The organism is Anaeromyxobacter oryzisoli (assembly GCF_022690765.1).
GTDB classification, from domain to species: Bacteria; Myxococcota; Myxococcia; order Myxococcales; family Anaeromyxobacteraceae; genus Anaeromyxobacter; species Anaeromyxobacter oryzisoli.
Genome location: NZ_JALCZA010000002.1, coordinates 1 through 17937 on the forward strand (window position 1 = coordinate 1; position 17937 = coordinate 17937).

General features: G+C 75.2%; 14 protein-coding genes and 1 tRNA gene. 8 read left to right on the forward strand and 7 right to left on the reverse strand.

Annotated features, from left to right (window positions below; all coding sequences use genetic code 11):
* Nucleotides 1-628, forward strand: a 628-nt coding sequence (locus MNZ27_RS00720; RefSeq protein ID WP_242392101.1) for an AgmX/PglI C-terminal domain-containing protein, incomplete at its 5' end; no start/stop codon positions are given.
* A gap of 486 nt (nt 629-1114) precedes the next feature.
* Here MNZ27_RS00720 and MNZ27_RS00725 read toward each other — a convergent pair.
* On the reverse strand, nt 1115-1426 hold the full coding sequence (locus MNZ27_RS00725) for a hypothetical protein (RefSeq protein WP_242392102.1): 312 nt from the start codon (nt 1424-1426) through the stop codon (nt 1115-1117).
* 157 nt (nt 1427-1583) lie between these two features.
* Between MNZ27_RS00725 and MNZ27_RS00730 the strand changes: the two genes are divergently transcribed.
* Together MNZ27_RS00730 and MNZ27_RS00735 are read left to right on the forward strand one after the other, a co-directional pair.
* A complete protein-coding gene (locus MNZ27_RS00730) occupies nt 1584-2696 on the forward strand; it encodes a TIGR04552 family protein (RefSeq protein ID WP_242392103.1) in 1113 nt (370 codons plus the stop codon).
* Entirely contained in the window at nt 2693-2878 is a 186-nt protein-coding gene (locus MNZ27_RS00735; protein WP_242392104.1) for a hypothetical protein, read from the forward strand. Before MNZ27_RS00730 ends, MNZ27_RS00735 begins: the two co-directional genes overlap by 4 nt.
* 160 nt (nt 2879-3038) lie before the next feature.
* On the opposite strand, the gene amrB is transcribed toward MNZ27_RS00735, so the two are convergent.
* Both amrB and ffh read right to left on the reverse strand, forming a co-directional pair.
* Nucleotides 3039-4223: an AmmeMemoRadiSam system protein B gene (gene amrB / locus MNZ27_RS00740; protein WP_242392105.1), complete on the reverse strand. Its 1185-nt coding sequence runs from the start codon at nt 4221-4223 to the stop codon at nt 3039-3041.
* A 261-nt stretch (nt 4224-4484) separates the two neighbouring features.
* The gene (ffh, locus tag MNZ27_RS00745; protein ID WP_242392106.1) at nt 4485-6134 is read right to left on the reverse strand and encodes a signal recognition particle protein; all 1650 of its coding nucleotides are present in this window, start codon (nt 6132-6134) and stop codon (nt 4485-4487) included.
* A 57-nt stretch (nt 6135-6191) separates the two neighbouring features.
* On the opposite strand from ffh, the gene MNZ27_RS00750 reads away from it, so the two are divergent.
* Both MNZ27_RS00750 and MNZ27_RS23835 read left to right on the forward strand, forming a co-directional pair.
* The gene (locus tag MNZ27_RS00750; RefSeq protein WP_242392107.1) at nt 6192-6653 is read left to right on the forward strand and encodes a DUF2203 domain-containing protein; all 462 of its coding nucleotides are present in this window, start codon (nt 6192-6194) and stop codon (nt 6651-6653) included.
* Nucleotides 6654-6679: 26 nt separating this feature from the next.
* On the forward strand, nt 6680-8200 hold the full coding sequence (locus MNZ27_RS23835; RefSeq protein WP_242392108.1) for an NmrA/HSCARG family protein: 1521 nt from the start codon (nt 6680-6682) through the stop codon (nt 8198-8200).
* A 44-nt stretch (nt 8201-8244) separates the two neighbouring features.
* Here MNZ27_RS23835 and MNZ27_RS00760 read toward each other — a convergent pair.
* Nucleotides 8245-8329 (reverse strand) — tRNA-Leu (locus MNZ27_RS00760).
* A 59-nt stretch (nt 8330-8388) separates the two neighbouring features.
* On the opposite strand from MNZ27_RS00760, the gene MNZ27_RS00765 reads away from it, so the two are divergent.
* Nucleotides 8389-9345 (forward strand): DUF5996 family protein, encoded by a 957-nt coding sequence (locus MNZ27_RS00765; RefSeq protein WP_242392109.1) that lies wholly within the window; start codon nt 8389-8391, stop codon nt 9343-9345.
* Between the two features lie 2 nt (nt 9346-9347).
* Here MNZ27_RS00765 and MNZ27_RS00770 read toward each other — a convergent pair whose 3' ends face one another.
* The 3 genes from MNZ27_RS00770 to MNZ27_RS00780 form a co-directional block, all read right to left on the reverse strand.
* Nucleotides 9348-9764 carry a response regulator gene (locus MNZ27_RS00770; protein WP_242392110.1) on the reverse strand — a complete coding sequence of 139 codons (417 nt, stop codon included), beginning with the start codon at nt 9762-9764 and terminating at the stop codon, nt 9348-9350.
* Nucleotides 9765-10087: 323 nt separating this feature from the next.
* A complete protein-coding gene (kdd, locus tag MNZ27_RS00775; protein WP_242392111.1) occupies nt 10088-11131 on the reverse strand; it encodes an L-erythro-3,5-diaminohexanoate dehydrogenase in 1044 nt (347 codons plus the stop codon).
* A gap of 171 nt (nt 11132-11302) precedes the next feature.
* Nucleotides 11303-14665: a BTAD domain-containing putative transcriptional regulator gene (locus MNZ27_RS00780; RefSeq protein ID WP_242392112.1), complete on the reverse strand. Its 3363-nt coding sequence runs from the start codon at nt 14663-14665 to the stop codon at nt 11303-11305.
* A gap of 77 nt (nt 14666-14742) precedes the next feature.
* Between MNZ27_RS00780 and MNZ27_RS00785 the strand changes: the two genes are divergently transcribed.
* Nucleotides 14743-16491, forward strand: coding sequence for a M61 family metallopeptidase (locus MNZ27_RS00785; protein WP_277957436.1), 1749 nt, complete (start codon nt 14743-14745; stop codon nt 16489-16491).
* Between the two features lie 20 nt (nt 16492-16511).
* On the forward strand, nt 16512-17831 hold the full coding sequence (locus MNZ27_RS00790) for an aminopeptidase P N-terminal domain-containing protein (protein ID WP_242392114.1): 1320 nt from the start codon (nt 16512-16514) through the stop codon (nt 17829-17831).
* The last annotated feature ends 106 nt before the right edge of the window (nt 17832-17937 follow it).

Genomic DNA, 17937 nt, shown 5'->3' on the forward strand with positions numbered 1-17937 from the left:
AGCCCCGGCCCCGGCGCCCGCGCCGGCCCCGGCCCCCGTCGCCGAGGCACCGAAGCCGCCGCCCGCGCCGGCGCCCGCGAAGGCCGAGCCGCCGCCCGCCACCGCGCGTCACGAGGCGACCAAGGGCAAGAAGGAGAAGGAGCCGCCCGCCTCGCGCAAGGAGAAGGAGCCCGCCCGTGCCGCGCAGGCGCCTGCCCCCGCGCCGCAGCCGGCCGCGCGCCCCGCGTCGAAGAAGGACTCGCTCCTCGACTTCGACGGCGGTGGGGACGCCGCGCTGGACGAGGCGCTCGGCGGCAGCGGCCGGAAGGTCTACGTGCCGCCCGCGCCCGGCGGCGGCGGTGTCCCGCAGCGGCTCACCGACGCGCAGGTGAACGAGACGATCCTCGGCCGGGTGTCCGCGCTCCAGCGCTGCGTGCAGGAGCAGAAGAAGCGCGATCCCGCGGCCACCGGGGTCGTGAAGATGCGCTGGTCGATCGCGCCGGACGGAGGCGTGCAGGGGGTCTCGTGCGCGACGCCCCAGTACGCGTCGAGCCCAGTCGCGCAGTGCCTCACCGGGGTGCTGCGCGGGATGCGGTTCCCGCGCTCGGTGAGCGGCCGTCCCGACGTGACGTTCCCGATCAAGTTCTGAACGGGCGGTGTCGATCAGGGACGGCGCGGCGAAGCCCGCGCCGTCCCGCGTAGCCCGGGGTGGCGCCCTCCGTCCATCCCGTCACCGTCACCGTCACCGTCACCGTCACCGTGCCCGTGACCGTGACCGTCACCGTTCCCCGTGTCCGCCTCCCGTGGCCCGTTGCCCATGACCCGATGGCGTCGGATCACGGGAGCGGGCCACGGGCCACGGGATCCGGTTCACGGGTCACGGTAGAGGCCGGTGACGGTGACGCGCACGGATCACGGGGGAATCGCGCGCCGCGTCGTGCGGAGTGGACCGCAGTTCAAGCCGTCACGCAGGGTGGAGGGACCCCGCCGCAGGCGGGGGGAGGGGCGCAGCCCCTCCGCGCGGGGACCGCGAGCGGAACCCCCGCGAAGCGGGGGCGCGAGCGGTCACGGGCCCCGCGCAGCAGGAGTGGGGCCCCGACGAGCTGTGCTCGGCGGGGCGAGGGCGCAGCCCTCGTTACAATAAATCGATCTCGACCACCCGCGCGCCGCCGTCGATGACGTAGTAGACGCGGGCGCGCTGCCCGGCGGCGACCTTCGCGACCGGGCCGAGCGGCTTGCCGTCCGCCCCGAACACCTGCACGTCCACCCCGGCCCGGTAGAGCACCGTCCCGGCGGGCGTGGTCATGCGCAGCTCGGACCGCTGCGGTTCCACCGAGAGGACGGTGCCGGTGTCGCACTTCGTGGCCTCGGTCGGCGTGGCGAGGCGGGGCGCGGGGTACGGCAGCGCGCCGAGGAGGAGCGCGGCGAGCGGGGCGAGGGGGCTCATGGGGCGAGGTTACAGGGGACCGGGCGGCCGGGTCGAGAGGGGCCGCTCCGCCGGGCCGTCACGGCGGTTCGCTTGACCGCGCCGGCGCCCGCTGCCATGTTCCCCCTTGCGCCGCCGGTTCCCGGCGGGCGCTCCTCCACCGCCCGAGGCCCTTCGTTTGACGATCGAGCTCAAGCGCGCGCCTGGTCCGTCCTCCTCGTACCGCCCGCTGGAGCAGATGGGCACCGCGGAGCTCGAGGAGCTGCGCCTCCTGTTGCGTGGCGGCTCGGTCGTGGACTGGAAGCGGCTCGACTTCAAGGAGCCCGCCGAGGTGGACGCGTTCCTCCGCCTCAACCTGTTCGATCTGGACGACCCGCGCGACGAGCGGCGGCTCCGCGCCATCCTCGGCCAGGCCGTGGACTACCTCCGGACGGCGTTCGGCTACCGCGTCGCGGCGCCCGTCGCGGAGCCGGAGGACCTCCGCACGCCGTTCCTCCTGGCGTCGGGCGCCGTCGAGCCGCGGAAGTACCGCCGGATCGCGTGCGTGGTCCTCAAGGTGATGCACGTCATCCACCACCTCGAGGCGCGGGAGCTGCTCTTCCGGACCCCCATCCGCGAGGCCGACCTGGCCGATCGCGTGAACCGGCGGGTCATGGCGGAGGCGGCCCGGCTCCGGGCGGAGGGGATGCCCGTCGTCGAGTTCGCGGGGAGCGTGAAGAGCCGCCCGTCCCTGGTGACGAAGCTCCTCGCCAAGAAGGAATCCGTCGCCGCGCAGGTGTTCGACCGGGTCCGGTACCGGATCGTGACCGAGACGACCGACCAGATCGCCCCGGTGGTCCACCACCTCGCGCGCCACCTGTTCCCGTTCAACTACGCGGTCCCGAACCAGACGCAGAACAACCTGGTGCCGTTCGGGGAGCTCCTCGCCCGTCACCCGGACGGCGCCGCCCTCGCCGCGCAGCTCCAGCTCCCGCCCGACCTCGAGCGCAAGGACCCGGCCGCGCCGCGGAACGAGTTCAGCGGCAAGGGGTACCGGACCCTCAACTTCGTGGTGGATCTGCCGGTCCGGATCGACGACCTGCTGCGGCCCGTCGGCTCGACCGCGGACGATCTCGGGCGCGTGGTCTTCTCCCTCGTCGAGTTCCAGGTCGTCGATCGCGCGACCGCGCGCGTCAACGAGGCGGGCGACTCCTCGCACGAGCGCTACAAGCGGCGTCAGCTCAAGCGCGTGCTGCGCCGGCTCTCGCGCGGGCTGGTGGTCCCGAAGCGACGGAAGCGAGGTGGATCGTGAAGGAGCCGACGAAGGAGAGCCCGATCGATCGCGGCGAGGTCCTCGTGCCGGGGGTGTGCCAGGTCTGCGGGGCGGAGGGGCCGACCATCGAGGTCCCGGGCGCCGAGCCGCCGAACGCGTTCTGCCCGGCGTGCGCCATCGAGTACGGCGAGAACGCGGTCGAGGACGAGGGGGAGGAGTGAGGACGGGCGCCGGGCCTCGGGCCCGGGTTCGCCCTTCGACTCCGCGCCGCGGAAGAACGCGGCGCTACGCTCAGGGCGAGCGGGGGTGGTGTTCCGCCGGCGTAGAGGGTGATCCCGCCAGCGCGCCACGCTCGGGGCGAGCGGGATCCCCCGTGCCGCGTCACCCGGCGGCGGCGGCGTAGCTCACGCTGTCGGTCCCGTCGGTCCACTGCGCGTAGTGCAGGACCCGCGCGCGGGCGCCGCTCGCCTTCATCGCCGCGTAGATGGGGGCGATCCCGCAGAGGCGTCGCCGGTCGTCGTCGAGCACGGCGTCGCGGTGGAACCCCTCCGGATCGCCGGCCGCGAGGAACGAGAGCGTGCGCCGGTCCTGCGCCGCGAGGGCGGCGAGCTCCGCCGGCGTGGGCGCGCGGGCGTCGCCGTACATCGGCCCGACGTGGGCGAGGTCCGCGCCCGCGACGTAGCAGACCCGGCGCCCCGCGAGGGCGCGGGCGAGCGCGGCGAGGAAGGGCGCGGTCGCCGCGGCGGGATCCAAGAGGTGCGAGATCGACGAGCAGAGCACCGGGAGCGCGGCGAACGGCCGGCGGAGGACGTGCGCGAGCACGACGAGCTGCAGCTCCACCGAGTGCTCGTCCCGGTGGTGCAGCTCGTCCGCGAGGAGCGCGTCCTCGCCGAGGTCGGCGACGAGCGCGTCCACCACCGCGCGATCGGTCCGGACCGGGCCGAGCGGCGTCCCGTAGTCGAGGCGCGTCAGCGTGAACAGGCTCGCCGGGGACGCGTGCGCCGTGCCGAACACGACGAAGAGGTCCGCGTCGGCCTCGGCGAGGGCGCGGTAGGCGTGGGCGTAGCCCACGGCGCCCCGGCGGTAGTCGATGTGGGGGGCGACGAGGAGCGTCGGGGCCCGCACGCGCGGGACGCCGTCGGCGTGCGCGAGCCAGCCGTCGAGCGCGGCGCGGAGCGCGGCCGGGTCGCTCGGGTAGACGCCCCCGGCGCAGGAGGGGGCCCGGGCCGCCGCCCTGCGGTACTTGGCCAGGGCGCGGGCGCGGAGCCCGTCGTGGACCGGCCCCTCGAGGAAGCCTGCTCGCGCGAGGGCGTCGGCGAGCTCGGCGACCTCCGCCCCGGTGACCTCCAGCCCCTCGGCCCGCGCTCGCGCCGCGATCTCGTCGGGGGTGCGGCGTCCGTCGAAATGGGCCGCGAGCCACCAGGCGGCCGGGGAGAGCGCGACCGCATCCACATCCGGGACGACGCCGCTCGGGTCGTGCAGCGCGACGGCCTCGGAGCCGTCCTCCACCGTGACGCTGCGCGGCTCGACCGGGATCAGGAGCGGAAGGGTGAGGCTGCCGGGCACGGAGGGAGGGTAAGCGCGGGAGGGGGACGGTGCAGCAGCCACCGAGACCCTGTGGTCGTGCCCGTCACCGTGGGCCGAGTCCTGTGGCCCGTGGCCCGTGTATCCGCAGGGGCGGAGAGCGCGGCGAGTCACGGGCACGGTTCAGGGGCCACGGGAACCGGGAACCGGGTCGCGGGCACGGGGCCCGGGGACGGTCACGGTCACGGGGACGGTCACGGTCACGGAAGACGGGGCCCTACCTCCGGCGCGCGGAGCGGCCGGCTACCGCTTCTTCCCCTTCCGCGCCTTCTTCTTCGCCTGCCGCTCCGCCTTCCGCTTCTTGCGGCGGGTCTCGCGCTCCTTCGCGCTCTCGGCCGTGATCGGCTCGGGCGCGTAGCCCATGAGCCGCGCGCGGGCCATGGCGCCGGCGGGCATGGGCGGGGTGTAGCCCTTCGGCAGGCCGGCCATCTGCGCCGCCATCCGCGGATCGAGCCCGCCCTGCATCGCGCGCTCGACCGCGCCGGCGTCCTCGCCGAGGACGTCCTCCATCCCCTTGCCCTGCAGCTTGCGCAGCTGCATGAGCTGCTTCACGCCGGGGAGGCGCGCGAGGAGGCCGGGGGCGGAGCCGATCTGCTTCATCACCCCGCGCATGGCGTTGTACTGCTTGAGGAGGTCGCGGACCTCCTTCTCGGTGCGGCCGGAGCCCTTCGCCACCCGCTTCACGCGCGCGTCGGTGATCGAGTCGGGGCGGAGCCGCTCCGCCTTCGTCATCGAGTCGACCATCGCCACGATCTTCGTGAGCGCCTGGTCGTCGAACTGGAAGTTCTCCGGGAGATCCCCGAACAGCGGGAACTTCTCCATCAGCTCGCCGAGCGGCCCCATCTTCCGGACGAGCCGGATCTGGTTCACGAAGTCCTCGAGCGTGAACTCGCCCGAGAGGATCTTCTGCGCGTCGGCCTCGGCGGTCTCCTGGTCGACGTGCTCCTGGAAGTCCTGGACCAGGCCGACGATGTCGCCGAACCCGAGGATGCGGGAGGCGAGCCCCTCCGGACGGAACTCCTCGAGCCGGTCCATCGACTCGCCCATGCCGAGGAACTTGATGGGCTTGCCGGTGACCTCCTTGATGGAGAGCGCCGCGCCGCCGCGGGCGTCGCCGTCGAGCTTCGTGAGGATGAAGCCGTCGATGGAGAGGCGGCGGTCGAACTCCGCCGCGGTCTTCACCGCGTCCTGGCCGATCATCGCGTCGGCCACGAGCAGGATGTTCTCCGGGAGGACCTGCGCCTTGATCTGCTCGAGCTCCGCCATGAGGGCGTCGTCGATGGCGAGGCGGCCGGCGGTGTCGTAGATGACGACGCTCGCGTGGTCGCGCTGGGCCGCCTCGAACGCGTGGCGGCACATGTCCGGCGGCGCGACGCCCGGCTCGTGGAACACCGGGACGCCGAGCTTCTCGCCGAGCACCTTGAGCTGATCGACGGCGGCCGGGCGGTAGACGTCGGCCGCGACGAGGAGCGGCTTCTTGCCGTCCTTGAGGAGCCGGCTGGCGAGCTTGCCGGCGGTGGTCGTCTTGCCGGAGCCCTGGAGGCCGACCATCATGATGCCGCTCGGGCGCCCCTTCTCCGCGAAGCGGAGCGAGGTGTCGACCGGCCCCATGAGCCCCTCGAGCTCGTCGTGGCAGATCTTGACGAAGTGATCCTGGGGCGAGACCTTCAGGACGCCCTTCTCCGTCTTCACCTTCGTCTCGACCACCTCGCCGATCGCCTTCTCACGGACGCGGGCGACGAAGCGCTTCACCACGTCGAAGGAGACGTCGGCCTCGAGGAGGGAGACCCGGATGTCGCGGAGGGCGTCGTCGACCACCTCCGGGGTGATCTCGGTGCGACCCTTCAGCTTGTTGCGGGCAGCCTTGAACCCTTTGGATACGGTCTCGAGCACGTCGGAAGGATCCTTTTCCGCCCTCGGCGGGCCTGAACCCGCGCTTATAACACGGCCATGACGTCGTTTCCGCCCATGGACACGGGCCCCCGGTTCTTCACGGTCGAGGAGGCGAACGGGCTGGTGTCCAGCCTCGAGGTCGAGTTCGGCCGGGTGGCGCGCGCCCGGGCGGCGCTCGGCCCGCTCGTCGAGGCGGTGGGCGGCGCCGAGGCGGCCGTCGCGCTGCTGCCCGAGGACCGCGCGCCGCCGCCGGGGCTGGCGCGCGAGACGGCGCGGCTGCGGGAGCTCGCCGGCGAGATCACCGGCGCCATCGAGCGCGTGAACGGCCTCGGCTGCCTGGTGAAGGACGTGGACCTGGGGCTGGTGGACTTCTACGCGACGCTGGACGGGGAGACGGTGCTCCTGTGCTGGCAGTTCGGCGAGCCGGCGGTGACGCACTGGCACGGGGTCGAGGAGGGGTTCGCGGGGCGCCGGCCGATCGAGGGCGTGGCCGTGCGCCCGCCTCCCTTCCCGAGCTGACGGGGGCGGGCCGCCCGGGGTCGCGCGTGCCGTTCGCCTACTACCAGCGCCTCTCCCGCCGCGCGCAGGCCGTCTACCGCCGGAGCGACGCCATCACCTCGGTCGCCGTCCCGGGCGTCGCGGCGCTCCACCCCCACGTCGCCGCGCTCCGCGCCGCGCTCGACGCCGGCGACGGCGCGGCCATCGCCCGGGCGTCGTTCGCGATCTGCGCCGGCGTGTGCCGGGCGCTCGGCGCCGCGCCGCCGCGCCTCGAGATCCACGCGGTGCGCCCGCGCGGCGCGACGCACGAGCTCCACGGGCTGTACGCGCCGGCGGTGGACGGGCCGCCCGTGATCCGCGTCTGGATGCGGACCGCCCGGCACGCGCGCGTGGTGGCGTTCCGCACGTTCCTCCGCACGCTGCTCCACGAGGTGCTCCACCACCTCGACCTCGAGGTGCTCGGGCTCGAGGCGTCCTTCCACACCGAGGGCTTCTTCAAGCGCGAGTCGAGCCTCTTCCACCAGCTCGTCCCCGAGGCGACGCGGGAGGCCGGCGATCCCGGATCCACGCGCGGCGCCGCCGGCCCCCCTCGAACGCGCGACCTTCGAGGCACGCGGCGCGCCGCGCCGGCGACGGCTATTGGCTCTGTTGGCTCCGGGAAGGAGGTCGCCATGCCGAAGCCCATCACCGTCGCGGTCGCGGGTGGCACGGGGACGCAGGGGGGCGCGGTCGCACGCCTGCTCCTCCAGCGAGGCCACGCCGTGCGCGCCCTCACCCGGCGGCCGGGCTCGGCGGCCGCCGCGGAGCTCCGCGCGCTCGGCGCGGACGTGCGCCAGGCCGACCTCGACGACGTCGAGGCGGTGCGGCGAGCCCTCGCGGGCGCCGACGCCTTCTTCGCGATGGCGACCCCCTACGAGGCCGGGGTGGACGCCGAGATCCGCCAGGGCCGCCGCGCGGCGGACGCCGCCCGGGAGGCGGGGGTGAAGCACCTCGTCTACTCCTCGGTCGCGAGCGCGGACCAGGAGACCGGCATCCCGCACTTCGACAGCAAGGCCGAGATCGAGGCGCACGTCCGCGAGCTCGGCGTCCCGTACACCATCGTCGGCCCCGTCTTCTTCATGGAGAACTTGATCGGCCCGTGGTTCGTCGCGGAGCTGCGCGCCGGCACGCTCGCCCTGCCGCTGCCTCCGAGCCGGCCGCTCCAGATGATCGCCGTCGAGGACATCGCGCGGTTCGTCGGCGTCGTCCTCGAGCGTCCGGACGAGTTCCGCGACCGGCGCGTCGACATCGCCTCGGACAGCCTCACCGGGCCCGAGATGGCGAGGATCCTCGCGGAGGTCAGCGGGCGCGACGTCGACTTCGTCCAGGCCTCGCTCGACCCCGTGCGCCGGCGGAGCACCGATCTCGCGCGCATGTGGGAGTGGTTCGACCAGGTCGGCTACGGCGTGGACGTCGAGCGGCTCGTCCGCACGTACCCCGAGGTCGGCTGGCACGACTTCCGGCACTGGGCGCGCGAGCAGGACTGGAGCATCCTGGACGTCGCCGGGCCCGAGCAGCCGACCGCGTGACGGCCCGGGGCGCGCCCACCTGGGCGCGACGCTCCCCGGGAGAGTAGGGCCGCTCGGACTCGAACCGAGACGCCGGTCGCCCGGCGGAGGATTTTAAGTCCCCTGCGTCTGCCGTTTCGCCACGGCCCCGTGGCGCGCAGTGTAACGCGGGCCGGCGCCTCGCGGGCCGGGTGCTTATCGTCGGGCGCATGGACCCGACGGCGAGCGGCGAGACCGGGGCGGAGCCGAGGCGGACCGAGGTGCAGGCGGCGGGGGCGGAGGCGCGCTGGCCGCCTCTCCCGCTGGCGGGCTGGCGGGACACCTGCGACACGCTCCACCTCTGGACGCAGGTGGTGGGGAAGGTCCGGCTCGCCCTCACCCCGCTCGAGAACCATTGGTGGAACGTCCCGCTCTACCTCACCGCCCGCGGCCTCACCACCTCGCCCATGCCGGTCGGCGACGACGTGCTGGAGATCGCCTTCGACTTCGTGGAGCACGCGCTGCGCCTCGACCTGAGCGACGGCCGCGAACGGCGCGTCCCGCTCCGCCCCATGACGGTCGCCGCGTTCCACCGCGAGCTGATGGCGGCCCTCGACGAGCTCGGCTGCCCGGTCCGGATCGACTCCAAGCCGTGCGAGATCCCGGAGGCCGACAAGATCCGCTTCGAGCAGGACACGGTTCACGCGGCGTACGACGCCGGCGCCGTGCACCGCTTCTGGCGCATCCTGCTCGCCACGCGCGCCGTCCTCCAGGTGTTCCGCGGCGGCTTCGTCGGCAAGGCGAGCCCGATCCAGTTCTACTGGGGGAGCTTCGACCTCGCGCTCACCTTCTTCTCCGGCCGGCGCGCGCCGCCGCGGCCGAACGCCGGCCCCATCACGCGCGAGGCGTACTCGCACGAGGTGGCGAGCTTCGGGTGGTGGCCCGGCACCGGGGACCAGGACGCGGCGTTCTACGCGTACGCGGCCCCCGAGCCGGCCGGCTTCGCGAACGGGACCGTGAGCCCCGCCGCCGCGCGATACGACCCGCGGTTCCACGAGTACCTCCTCGACTACGAGGCCGTGCGCACCGGCGGGCAGCCGGACGACGACCTCCTGGCGTTCTTCGCGAGCACCTACGCCCGCGCGGCGACGCTCGGGAAGTGGGATCGGGCGGCGCTCGAGCGGTGACGTCACCGCCGAGGGCGCGCGACCCGGGCGAGGGTCTCGAGCAGCCGCGCCGGTCGGCACGGCTTGGTGAGCGCCGCCGCCGCGGGCACGTCAGCGAGCACGTCGAGGGGCCACGACGAGAGGAGCACGACCGGGATCCCCGCGAGGGCTGGGTCCTCGAGCTGCACCTGGCGGAGCTCCCGGCCGGACAGGATCGGCAGCACGAGGTCGAGGAGGATCACGTCGGGGGCGGGCTCGCCCGAGCGGAGGAGGTGCAGCGCCTCGAGCCCGTCCCTCGCCTCCACGACGTCGAGGTGCTCGAGCCGCAGCAGGTCGGAGAGCGCGCCGCGGAGGTCGCGGTCGTCCTCCACCAGCAGTACCCGGATCGGCCGCTCGTCCGAGCCGATCGCCGGATCGCCATACGTGGAATCGGACGCCACGGCCAGCGCCCCTCTCGGTAGGGCGCCGCTCCCGGCGCCCGCTCCGCCCCGCGCCGACGCGCGGGTGCGGACTCTGGCACTGCAAGATCGGGTCCGCGCTGCCGCCGCGAACTTCGGACGGTTGCGGGCCCGGCACGGTGACCCAGGGTTCGTGGCGAACGGTCACGCGATTTTCCTGACCGAGAGTAATTCGCTCTCCCGGTCACGCCGGCGCTTCGCGCGTCAGGGGCGGCGCGTCGCCGCGGCGAGGCGTCCGCGAGCCGGACCGGCGCCGCCCGGAAGGTCCGCCGCGCGACCTCCGCCTGCACGACCTCCAGGCTCGTTCACGGATGGGGAACGCCCGCGAAGCGCGCAGCTCGCGCCTCGAAGAGGCTCCGGAGCGGCGGGTGCCGGCGGAGGAGATCGAGCGCGAGGCGGGCGTGGCCGGGCACGTAGCCGTTCCCGACGAGGAGGGTCGCGTCCTTCCCGACCCCCTCGGCCCCCAGCGCGGCGGCGGTGAAGCTCGTCGCCATCGAGAAGAAGATCACCGTGCCGCGGTCCTTCACCGCGAGGATCGCGGGGAGCTCGGCGCCGGTCGCCGTCGAGCAGCTCACGACGAGGTCGAACCGCCCGCCCGCCGCCTCCGCCGCGGCGAGCACCGCGAGCGGATCGGTGACGTCCACGCGGAGCGCCGCGTCCGTGGCGCCGAGCGCGTGCACCGCGGCGAGGGCCTCCTCGGAGCGGTCGGCGATCACCACTCCGCCGGTCGCGCCCACGCTCTCGCGCGCCTGGACCGCGACGAGCGCCCCGGACTTCCCGGCGCCGAGCACGAGCACGCGCAGGCCCGGCCGCAGGTGGCGGGCGACGAGCGCCGGCGCGCCGCACACGTCGAGGGCGGCGAGGGCGACCGGCTCGGGGAGATCGTCGGGGAGGAGGGACCACAGCCCCGTCGCGAAGAGGATCGCCTCGCCGTCGCACTCGACGCGGTCGAGCTCGGGGTGCACGGCGCGGATCCGGTCGAGCCGGAGCGGCGTCAGCGTGAGCGAGACGAGCGTCGCGATCCGGTCGCCGGGCCGGACGTTCGCCGCGGCGGGGTGGGCGGCGCCCACCGCGGACACGCGCCCGACCAGCATCCCACCCGAGCCGGTGACCGGGTTGTGGAGCTTCCCGCGGGCGCGGACGATCCGGAGCACCTCGGCCGCGAGCCGCGCGGGATCCCCCCCGACCGCGCCCTCGAGCTGGCGGAAGCTCGCGGCGTCCACCTGGAGCGCCTCCACCGCGATGGCGAGCTCGTCCTCGCCGAGGGGCAGGGTGGGGTCGAGCACCTCGGCGCGCTGGGGGAGGGCGCCGGGCGGGGAGACGACGCGCCGGAGGCCGTAGGGATCCACCGCGCGAATCTAGGAGCGCGGCCGGCGGGCGTCGAGGGCCGTCCCCCGACGGATCACCGGGGGTCGGGCCACGGGGCAGGCGGGACAGGGACACGGGTCGGGATGACGGGTTCGCGTCCGGGTGCGGGGTCGGGTGAACGCGCGAGGCCGCCCTTGAGGGCGTGATGACCGCTACGCGTCCCCGTCCACGACCACGAGCGCATCCAGCTCGAGCAGGGCGGGCGCGAGCCCGGCGGGGCCGCGCAGCGACTTCTCGAGGCGCACGCACCGCGCCGCCTCGTACCGGTGGCCCGCGGCGAGGAACGCCGCGCGCGCCTCGGCGAGGGCGACCAGGGCGTCCTCGCTCCGCTGCTGCGCGACGAGGACGCGGGCGCGGGCGAGGCGCGCGATCGCCCCGAGCACCCGGCCGCCGCGGGCGCTCGCGAGCTCCTCGAGCTGCCTCGCCTCCACGTCGGCGTCCGCGATCCGCCCCCGGGCGATGGCGACCCGGACCGCCTCCGCCCGGAGCATCGCGTCGCACGACGCGCACTCACCGTGGCGCGCCGCGGACTCGCTCGCCTCCTTCACCGCGTCCTCCGCGGCGGTGAACAGGCCCGCGGCGAGCCGGTTGCGCGCCTCGGCCGCGTGGAGGCGCACGAGCACGTGACGGCGGAGCGCCGCCCGCTCGGCGATCACGACGCCGTCGCCGAGGAGCTCGCGCGCCTCGTCGATCCGCCCCCGGATCGTGAGCAGCGTCCCGAGCCGCTCCATCGCGAGCGCCTCGCCGAACGCCGACCTGCCGCCGCGGAAGCCCTCGAGCGCGGCCCGCAGCGCCAGCTCGGCCGCCTCGAGCTGCCCGCCGGCGAGGGCGCAGGTCGCCTCGCCGAGCCGCCCCGAGGAGACGGCCTCCGGCGCGTTCCGCTGCCGCGCGCGCTCCACGATGAGGGCCGCGGCGCGCGCGACCTCCGCCGCCGAGGCGTCGCCGAGCAGGTCGCGCTCCCACAGCGTGGCGTGCACGTCGAGGAGGTGCTCCGGCGCGGTGTCCTGGTGGAGCCGCGCGCGCGCCGGGAGCGGCTCGTCGGGCGGGAGCTCCGTGAGGCCGAGCATGCCGCCGGCGATCGCCGCGAGGTCCTGGCCGCGGGCGACGAGATCCGCGTCCCCGGCCGCCGCGGCGGTCTCGACGCACGCCCTCGCGGTGGCCAGGGCCGCCTCGTGGCGTCCGGCGTGCCAGAGGAGCTGCGCGCGCAGGTGGAGGAGCGGCGCGACCTCCTCCGGCGCCTGCGCGGTGGCGGCGACGAGGCCGTCGTCGATCGCCTCCTGCGCGCCGGTCAGATCGCCGCCCGCCGCGAGCGCCACCGCCGCGAGCCGGTGGGCGCGCGCCCGCTGCTCGGGCGCCGGTCCGGCCCCCGCCCTCGCCTCGAGCCGGGCCGCGTCCCCGAACGAGCGGGCCGCGTCGCCGAGCTCGCCGAGCTGGAGCTGCACCCGCCCCGCGGCGTCGAGCAGCTCGAGCCGGGCGGAGACGTCGTCGGGATCGAGGAGCGCGAGCGCCTCGGCGAAGAAGGTCAGCGCCTCGGAGAGGCCGGCCCGGTCGGCGGCGCGGTGACCGGCGGCGACGAGGTGCCGGACCGCGCGCTCGCGCTGGCCCGCCAGCCGGCGGTGGTACGCGAGGGCCTCGGCCGGGGCGGCGTGGCCGGCGGCGGCCTCGATCGCGTCGGCCACGGCCGCGTGCAGCGCGGCCCGCCGCTCGGGGGCGAGGCCGTCGTAGATCACGTCCCGCACCACGGTGTCGTGGAAGTGGTAGCCCGCGCCGTCCTCGTCGAGGAGGCGCGCCTCGAGGCAGGCCTCGAGCGCGGTGACGGCCTCGTGCGCGTTCAGCCCGGTGGCCGGCCGGACGAGCTCGAAGTCGAACCGCCTCCCCGCGACGGCGGCGGCGGCGAGGAGCGCCTCGGCCCGCGCCCCGAGCCGCGCCACGCGCGCGCGGAGCGCGGCGGCGGGATCCGCGGGGATCTGCTGGCCGGGCACCGCCTGGCTCCGGACCGCCTCCTCGACGAGCGCCGGGAGGCCGTCGGTGGCGTGGTACACGCTCGAGACGACGCCCTCCGGCGCAGGGCCGCCGAGCAGGTCCTCCACCAGCTCCCGCGTGCCGGCGAGGCCGAGGCGCGGCACGCGCACGCCGCGCGCGAGCCGGCCGCCGTCGAGGTGCGCGAGCGCCATCTGGATGGGCGTCCCGGCGTGGATCGCGTCCTCCCGGCAGGTGCCGATGATGGAGAGGCGCAGCTCGGGGGCGCGGCGCGCGAGGAAGTGGAGCAGGTTCAGCGAGGACTCGTCCGCGTCGTGCAGATCCTGGAGCACGAGGCAGAGCGGGTGGCCCTCCGCGAGGGCGACGAGCGCGGCGACGACCGCGTCGAGGACCCGGAGCCGGATCGCCTCGGCCGACCCGCCGGCCGCGATCTCCGCGAACGGGTCGGGCGCGCCGGGGTGGACCCGCGCCTCCTCCCGGAACAGATCCGCGAACAGCGCGTAGGGCGCGCTGGCCCCCGCCGCGGCCGGCGCGCACGCGATGCCGGTGAACACCCTCGCCCCGCGCGCCTGCGCGATGCGCGCCCCCTCGACGGCGAGGCGGGTCTTCCCGACGCCGCGCTCGCCCAGCAGGACGAGCGCGCCGTAGCCGCGCTCCGCGAGCGACTCGAGGAGGAGCAGGATCGCCGAGCGGCCACGCACCGGCGCGGGCTCCGCCGCGCCGAGGAGGCGCCGTGCCGCGCGCCAGGCACCGTCCGCGCCGAGCGCCGCGGGGGCGGGCCCGAGCTCGCCCCGCTGGATCGCCTGGCGCAGGCCGCGCGTCTGCTCCGAGGGGGCGAGGCCTGCGGCGTGCAGGGCCGACTCGCACGCGTCGTACTGGCGGAGCGCCTCCGCGCGGCGGCCCGAGCCGGCGAGGAGCTTCATGAGGAGCTGGTGCGCGTCCTCCGCGGCCGGCTCGACCTCGAGGAGCCGTCGAAGGAGGGGGATGGCCTCGCTCCCGTTGCCCTCGTCGGCCGCGGCGCGTGCGAGGGGCTCGATCGCCTCCGCGAAGCGGGCGCGGAGGAGGGCGCGGCGCGACGCGAGCCAGGGCGACTCGCGATCCTCCGGCGAGAGCTCGCCGTGGTAGAGCGCCACCGCCTCCGCCCAGCGCTCGCGCCCACCCGCCTGGACGGCGTGCTCGAAGGCGTCCACGTCGAGCCAGACGTCCTCGCGGAGCCGCAGCCGTCCGCGCTCGATGTCCACCCATCGTCCGCCGAGGATCTGGCGGAGATCGTACAGCGCGCGGTGCAGGTTGTTCGCGCCGCTCGCCGGATCCTTGTCCGGCCAGAGCGCCTCGATGGCCTTCTCCCGGGTGAGGGTGCGGCCCGGGGCGAGCGCGACGAGCTTGAGGAGGTCGGCGGGGCGGCGGCGGCGCCACGCCTGCGGCGGGATCGGGACGTCCTCGCGGACGACCTCGAAGCGGCCGAGGAGGTACAGCCTGAGGAGCGGCTCCCGGCGGCTCGCCAGGGCACCGCCGCGCTGTGAAGAAGCAGCCACCCGACCTCCCCGGTCCGGGCGTGAAGATAGCAGCAAGGCCGGGAGGCGGACTTGATCCCGGGCTACACTCGACCGGTATGCGCTACCGCCTCGCCATGCCCGAGCCTCACTCGCACCTCTTCCACGTGGAGGTGGCCATCGAGGAGCCGGGCGATCAGGTCGAGCTTCGCTTCCCCGTCTGGACGCCGGGCAGCTACCTCGTCCGGGAGTTCGCGCGGCACGTCGAGGGGCTGCACGCCGAGGACGGCGCGGGGCGCTCGCTCGCCGTGCAGCGGCTCGACAAGCACCGGGTGCGCGTGGCGACCGGCGGCGCGCGGCGGCTCGTGCTCCGGTACCGGGTCTACGCGAACGAGCTCACCGTCCGGACGGCGCACCTCGACGGCACGCACGGGTACCTGAACGGCGCGGCGGTCTTCCCGTACGTGCCCGGCCGCGAGCGGGAGGCGCACGTCCTCGAGATCGACGCGCCCGAGGCCTGGCAGGTCGCGACGGCGCTGGAGGGCGGGCCGGACGTGTTCACAGCGCGTGACTACGACGAGCTGGTGGACTCGCCGGTGGAGCTCGGCCGGCACCGGCTGGTGCGGTTCACGGCGGGCGGGAAGCCGCACGCCTTCGCGATCTGGGGGCGCGGGAACCTCGACGAGGCGCGGCTCGTGGATGACACCCGGAAGATCGTGGAGGCGTTCGCGGCGCGGATGGGCGGGCTCCCCTACGACCGCTACCTCTTCATCCTGCACCTCACCGAGAAGCGGCGCGGCGGGCTCGAGCACGCCCGCTCGAGCACCCTGAGCGTGGGACGGATGCAGTTCTTCCCTCGCGACGCCTACGAGGACACCCTCGGGCTCGTCGCCCACGAGTTCTTCCACCTCTGGAACGTGAAGCGGCTCCGGCCCGCGGCGCTCCTGCCCTGCGACTACGGGCGGGAGCAGTACACGCGCCTGCTCTGGTGGTTCGAGGGGGCGACCTCGTACTACGAGGGGCTCTCGCTCGTGCGCGCCGGGCTGGTGGAGCCGAAGCGCCATCTGAGGAAGCTCGGCGAGGCGCTCACCCTCCTCGAACGCGCGCCGGGGGCGCGCAAGACGAGCGTCGAGGAGGCGAGCTTCCTCGCGTGGGTGAAGCTGTACCGGCCCGACGAGAACACCCCGAACAGCACCATCTCCTATTACCTGAAGGGCGAGCTCGTGGCCTTCGCCCTCGACCTCGCGCTCCGCCGCGCCGGGTCGTCGCTCGACGTGCTGCTGCGGACCCTCGTCGCGCGGTGGGGCGAGTCGGGGGTCCCCGAGGACGGCGTCGAGCAGGTCGCCGCCGAGCTGCTCGGCGCGGACGCCGCCCGGGAGTTCTTCGAGCGACACGTGCACGGCGTCGGGCCGCTCGAGCTCGACCTCGGGCTCCTCGGCGTGGCGCTGCACCGGCGCGCGGCGGAGGGGTTCGACGACAAGGGCGGCACGCCGCCGAAGGAGGACGACCGCCGGCCGCCGGCGGGGTGGCTCGGGATCGACCTCGCCCCCGGGCCGAAGCTCGCGGTCCAGACCGTGCGGGAGGGGAGCCCCGCTTGGCGGGCGGGGCTCTACGCCGAGGACGAGCTCGTCGCCGAGGACGGGTTCCGGATCGACCGCGCGGCGCTGTGGGACCGGCTGTGCGAGCGGGGACCGGGCGGGCTCGTGCGGCTCACCGTGTTCCGGCGCGACGAGCTGGTCGAGGTGGAGGTGCCGCTCGAGAAGGCGCCGGAGGACACGGTGTGGCTCGAGGCCGCGCCGGGCGCGCCCGCCGAGGCCCACGCGGCGTTCGAGGCGTGGTGCGGGGCCCGCTGGCCGGGGGCGCGCTGATTGTCTATATCTCGACGCACATGACCTTCGACCCGAACGTGTACGCGACCCGCCGCGCCCGGATCTTCGAGGAGCTGGAGCGGCGCGGCGGCGGCGTGATGGTGCTGCCCGCCGCCGGCGAGAAGCTCCGGAACGGCGAGAACGAGTACCTGTTCCGGCAGGACTCGGATCACGCGTGGGCGGTCGGCCTCGACGAGCCCGACGGGTGCGCCGTGTTCGCGGCGCGCGGCGGCGAGCGGCGCCTCGTGCTGTTCGTCCGGCCGCGCGACCGGGAGAAGGAGATCTGGACCGGCCGGCGCGCCGGGGTCGAGGGCGCGAAGGAGCTCTACGGCGCCGACGAGGCGTTCACGGTCTCGGAGATGGACGACCTCCTCCCCGCGCTCGTCGAGGGCGCGCCGACGCTCTGGTACCGGCTCGGCTTCGACGCCGCGTGGGACGCGCGGCTGACGCGGGTGCTGGTCGCGCTCCGTGCGGCCGCGCGGACCGGGAAGCGCGCGCCCGAGGCGGTGGCGGACTCCGGGCGGATCCTCCACGAGCTGCGGCTCGTGAAGGGGCCGGACGAGCTCGCGAAGCTCCGCCGCGCCGCGGACCTCACGGCCGAGGCCCACATGGCGGCGATGCGCGACGGCCAGCCCGGCCGGCGCGAGTCCCAGGTCCAGGCCGAGATCGAGTACGCGTTCCGGCGCCGCGGCGGGACCGGCCCCGGCTACTCGACGATCGTCGCCGCCGGCGTGAACTCGACCATCCTGCACTACCGCGCCGGCGACACCGTGCTGAGGGACGGCGACGTGTGCCTCGTGGACGCCGGCGGCGAGTACGAGTGGTACACCGCCGACGTGAGCCGCACGTTCCCGGTGTCCGGCGAGTTCACCCCGGCGCAGCGCGAGCTCTACGCGCTCTGCCTCGCACTCCAGAAGGACGCGATCCTCGCCGTCCGCCCCGGCACGACGCTCGACGCGATCCACGACGGCGTGGTGCGGCGGATCACCGAGGGGCTCGTCGGGCTCGGGCTGCTGAAGGGGAGCGTGGACGAGCGGATCGCCGACAAGTCGTACCGCAAGTACTACATGCACCGGACCAGCCACTGGCTCGGCATGGACGTGCACGACGTCGGCGACTACCTCGTGGACGGCAAGCCCAGGCCGCTCGTGCCCGGGATGGTGCTCACCATCGAGCCCGGGATCTACGTCCCCGAGGACGACCAGGACGCGCCGGCGGAGCTGCGCGGCGTCGGGATCCGGATCGAGGACGACGTCCTCGTGACCGAGGGCGGCCAGGTGAATCTCACCGAGGGCGTGCCGAAGGAGCTCGCGGACCTGGAGGCCGTCTGCGTGCGGTGACCGCGGTGGCGCCGTCCTTTCACCTTCCGACATAGGGAGATCCCTCGCGCGCCCCGCGCTTGCCGGGCCACGCTGCGCCCGTGTACGCTCTGCGTCCGTCATCCAT

What these genes read in the sequence shown, in the direction of transcription:
- MNZ27_RS00725 (WP_242392102.1), bottom strand. Translation starts at nt 1,426, where the DNA reads ATGAGCCCCCTCGCCCCGCTCGCCGCGCTCCTCCTCGGCGCGCTGCCG.
- MNZ27_RS00750 (WP_242392107.1), top strand. Translation starts at nt 6,192, where the DNA reads ATGACGTCGTTTCCGCCCATGGACACGGGCCCCCGGTTCTTCACGGTC.
- MNZ27_RS00785 (WP_277957436.1), top strand. Translation starts at nt 14,743, where the DNA reads ATGCGCTACCGCCTCGCCATGCCCGAGCCTCACTCGCACCTCTTCCAC.
- MNZ27_RS00790 (WP_242392114.1), top strand. Translation starts at nt 16,512, where the DNA reads ATGACCTTCGACCCGAACGTGTACGCGACCCGCCGCGCCCGGATCTTC.
- MNZ27_RS00765 (WP_242392109.1), top strand. Translation starts at nt 8,389, where the DNA reads ATGGACCCGACGGCGAGCGGCGAGACCGGGGCGGAGCCGAGGCGGACC.